At 36.8% G+C, this 4,174-nt stretch carries 2 protein-coding genes and 2 pseudogenes; 2 read left to right on the top strand and 2 right to left on the bottom strand.

Going from position 1 to position 4,174, the window contains the following annotated elements; translation table 11 throughout:
• Positions 1–551: 551 nt before the first annotated feature.
• Positions 552–808: pseudogene (locus AFK68_RS07640) on the bottom strand (type I glutamate--ammonia ligase); the annotation flags it as partial.
• Between the two features lies 1 nt (position 809).
• On the bottom strand, positions 810–2,224 hold a 1,415-nt coding region (gene glnA / locus AFK68_RS07635; RefSeq protein ID WP_143437667.1), incomplete at its 3' end, for a type I glutamate--ammonia ligase.
• Between the two features lie 697 nt (positions 2,225–2,921).
• Between glnA and apcB the strand changes: the two genes are divergently transcribed.
• Together apcB and AFK68_RS07625 are read left to right on the top strand one after the other, a co-directional pair.
• Positions 2,922–3,431, top strand: coding sequence for an allophycocyanin subunit beta (gene apcB, locus AFK68_RS07630; RefSeq protein WP_094672238.1), 510 nt, complete (start codon positions 2,922–2,924; stop codon positions 3,429–3,431).
• A 607-nt stretch (positions 3,432–4,038) separates the two neighbouring features.
• Positions 4,039–4,174, top strand: a pseudogene (locus AFK68_RS07625) (S4 domain-containing protein); the annotation flags it as partial.

Raw genomic sequence — 4,174 nt, 5'->3', positions numbered from 1 at the left:
GAACAGGAAAATTTTTATTTATTATCTCCTTAAAAGGGGAGGCTTTAAACCAGAATATTTCGGTAATAAACAGAATAATTGAATATTTTATTAGCCTCGCCACATAAGTATTCTAGTATTGCGAGTAGATTTTTACAGGGATGAAGTAATACTTGTTGACATCCCATCTTTTTTGTTGTTTTACTCATATTTCTGCTATAATTAGTGATTGCTGATTAAATATAAAAGTATTGACGGATAAAGGTTTTAGCAATTTTAGGTCTGGAAAAAGTACAAGGTTTTCGTTCTCTAGAGCTGCAAAAAGTTAGGATGAAAGGGTTTACTATTGGCTGAAAAATCAAGGGATAATTCTGACTCTTGCCTCCTCTAAATTCCCCATTCCTCCTGAATTACCCTCCTGGGAGGGGTTAGGGGTGGGTTTACTCCTGTATCCTGACTCCTACCCTTACTCATAAGACTTTTTCAGCAAACCCTAATTAGTTTGTCGATTCTCAAAAGGCAAAAAAAATAGCCTTCGCTTGGGAAGGCTAATAAAATGAAATTACTATTTTTTAGCAATCATAGTAAAGAGAGAACTCATAAGGATGAGGACGTAGACGCATAGGGTTAACCTCATTGTCTAATTTGTACTCAATCCAAGTTTGAATCAAATCCTCTGTAAATACTCCGCCAGTAGTTAAAAACTCATGGTCTTTTTCCAAAGCTTCTAAAGCACCCTCCAGGGAACCAGGAGTAGAAGGAATCTTACTCAACTCTTCAGGAGAGAGGTCATAAATATCCACATCCAAAGATGCACCAGGGTCAATTTNTCATAGTAAAGAGAGAACTCATAAGGATGAGGACGTAGACGCATAGGGTTAACCTCATTGTCTAATTTGTACTCAATCCAAGTTTGAATCAAATCCTCTGTAAATACTCCGCCAGTAGTTAAAAACTCATGGTCTTTTTCCAAAGCTTCTAAAGCACCCTCCAGGGAACCAGGAGTAGAAGGAATCTTACTCAACTCTTCAGGAGAGAGGTCATAAATATCCACATCCAAAGATGCACCAGGGTCAATTTCATTCTTAATCCCATCAATACCAGCACAAAGCATTGCCGCAAAAGCCAGATATGGGTTACAACTAGCATCAGGACAACGGAACTCTAGTCGTTTTGCTTTAGGATTAGTACCACTTAAAGGAATCCGAACAGAAGCAGAACGGTTTCCTTGAGAATAAGCTAAGTTTACCGGAGCTTCAAAACCAGGAACTAATCGCTTATAAGAATTAGTAGAAGGATTAGAAAAAGCTAATATTGCTGGAGCGTGCTTGAGGATACCACCAATATAATTAAGAGCCATCTTGCTCAAGTTAGCATAACCATCACCCCAGAATAAAGGCTGTCCGTCTTTCCATATTGACTGGTGACAGTGCATCCCAGAACCATTATCATTAAATACTGGTTTAGGCATAAAAGTGATAGTCTTGCCATACTTTTTGCCCACATTCTTGATGACATACTTATAAATCATCAAGTTATCGGCAGCTTCGATTAATTTACCAAAGCGGAAACCTAATTCATTTTGACCACCAGTAGCTACTTCGTGGTGATGCTTCTCAATGGGAACCCCACACTTAGCCATAGTTAACAGCATTTCTGTCCGTAGGTCTTGCATGGTATCGGTGGGAGATACAGGAAAGTAACCTTGTTTGTAACCTGGTTTATAAGCTTTGTTACCTCCTTCTTCTTCTCTACCAGAGTTCCAACGACCCTCTATACTATCAACATAGTAGTATCCTTTGTTTTCTGTTTGGTCGAAACGAGCATCCTCAAATACAAAAAATTCAGCTTCAGGACCAAAGAATGCTGTATCTCCAATACCTGTGCTTTTTAAATAATCAACTGCCTTCTGAGCAATAACTCTAGGACAACGACTATACCACTCACCAGTTCGAGGTTCTTTAATACTACAAGTTATACTTAATGTGGGTTCTGCCATAAAAGGGTCAATCCAAGCAGTAGTTGGGTCGAGTACCATCATCATGTCTGACTCGTTAATATTTTTCCAACCACGAATACTGGAACCATCGAAGGCAACTCCATCTGTGAAAGAACTTTCATCAATTTGGCTTTTGTGAACTGTTAAATGTTGCCAAATACCAGGTAGGTCGATGAATTTCAAATCAATAACTTGAATGTCATCATTATTAATCCAGTTCAACACATCTTGAGCGGTTTGTGCCATTATTAGCTCCTAAATTTTAAATTTTGATTTTCTTAACAGCCTTAATAACTGCTGCTACTGCTCCAGAAAACTTGAACAAAACGTCACAACATTTCAAACTGATTTTGTAATAACATTTCATGTAAAGTTTCTATGGCTTCAACCAAGTGTTGAAAACAAGCAGGGCGGTAAAACCGAACGCAGTTAGCTCTTAGAAAAAGTGTGCTTACAACGAGTAATTGTCTCTATTTCCTACAGAAATAAGATATTTTTGAGGTCAATTAATTGACCTCAAAACATAAGATTAGGCAAAAATTTGGACATTGTTGCGTCCATTCTGCACAAAATGCGTAAAGTTGGCCTCGCCCAGTTATTTTGGCTTTTTCAGCTCGACACACTGGTTTTTCAAATCTCTTTACCTGTTTAATGCCGAACAACAGAGCTTGGAACTGGCCGTGCATCCCAAGGTGTTATGACTTAAATAACGTTTACTTTAAAAAAAGTGGGCTGGACTAACCATTTAAGCGACTTGAGCGCTTTGATTAGATTTGTGGTTAGTCTAATAAGAATACATCTGGCTAATAATAAGAATTAAAATTGTTGAGTTTTTGTATCGAATGTTACGATATTTCTAAGACCTACTCTTATGATTCTGCTGGGTTTCAATTTATAGTAGGCTATTATAGAAAGTTTAAGAAATTGTTGGGAGATTGATTTTATGCGGGACACTGTAACTAGCTTAATAGAAAATTACGATGCTAAGGGTCGTTATTTAGATCGGGATGGGGTTGAGCGATTAAAGTCTTATTTTGAAACTGGTACTGCACGAGTACAAGCTGCTACAGTAATTAATTCTCAGGCTGCTAGTTTGGTTAAACAAGCTGCGGTTACTTTGTTTGCAGAACAGCCAGAATTAATCCGTCCCAGTGGAAATGCTTATACAACTCGTCGTTATGCAGCTTGTTTGCGGGATATGGATTATTATCTGCGCTATGCTACTTATGCTTTGGTAGCAGGTAATACAGACGTTTTGGATGAGCGTGTGTTACAGGGGCTTCGGGAAACTTATAATTCTTTAGGAGTACCTATTGGACCTACTGTGATAGGTATTGGTATTATGAAAGAACTGGTTAAGTCTGAGGTAGAGGCAGCTGGTATTCCAACTGGTGCTTTTTTGGCGGAACCTTTCGATCATTTAATTAGTGAGTTGGCTGAAAAGGATATTTAATTAATTAATAATTAATAATTGATAATTATTCATTACCAAGCGTAAAAATGGGATTTGATTTTCAAATCCCTACAGTTTTTTTTATAACTCAGTAATCAGTTTAATTGTTTTGATTTTTTTTACATTAATGAAGCGGATTTTAACAACTCAAAAAGCTAATAGTTTAATGAATAATTAATAATGAATAATTAATAATTATTCATTACCAAGTTCCAAAATGGAGTTTGGAAACCAAATCCCTACAGTTTTTTCAAAACTCAATATCTTTTGATTTTTTTGACATTAATTAAGCGGAAATACTAAAAGCTGATAGCTATAGCAATCCTATTGTAGTTGTAATATTTTGGTGGTAGGGGCGATTTGCGTTTAGCTAACGCTAAACGCAAACGCACTTCGGCTGTCGTCGACATGTTTGCGGAGCATTCCGTCAGGAAATGCGGAGCATGACAAACGGAAATCGCCCCTACAGGAGTCAGGAGTCATAATTTTCAAAGCTTTCAGTTGAAATTGGCTATTATAAAACTTATCACAACCTATTTGGGATTGCTATAGTTAATAAGTAAAATTTGTGTCTAAACAAAGATTAGATGTTTGATTAGTAGAACAAAATTTATGTACTTCTCGACAAAAAGCTCAGGTTTTGATTAGAGCAGGAGAAATAATGGTAAATCAACAAATAATTGATAAACCTGGCAGGAATTTAGATATTTTTCTCTTCCTGGTTATGACAAAAATATCTAATT

The sequence above is a fragment of the Hydrocoleum sp. CS-953 genome, from assembly GCF_002260545.1.
Classification (GTDB): domain Bacteria; phylum Cyanobacteriota; class Cyanobacteriia; order Cyanobacteriales; family Microcoleaceae; genus Trichodesmium.
The sequence above is the reverse complement of the archived record's forward strand: the minus strand, read 5'-3'. Positions and strand labels throughout refer to the sequence as shown.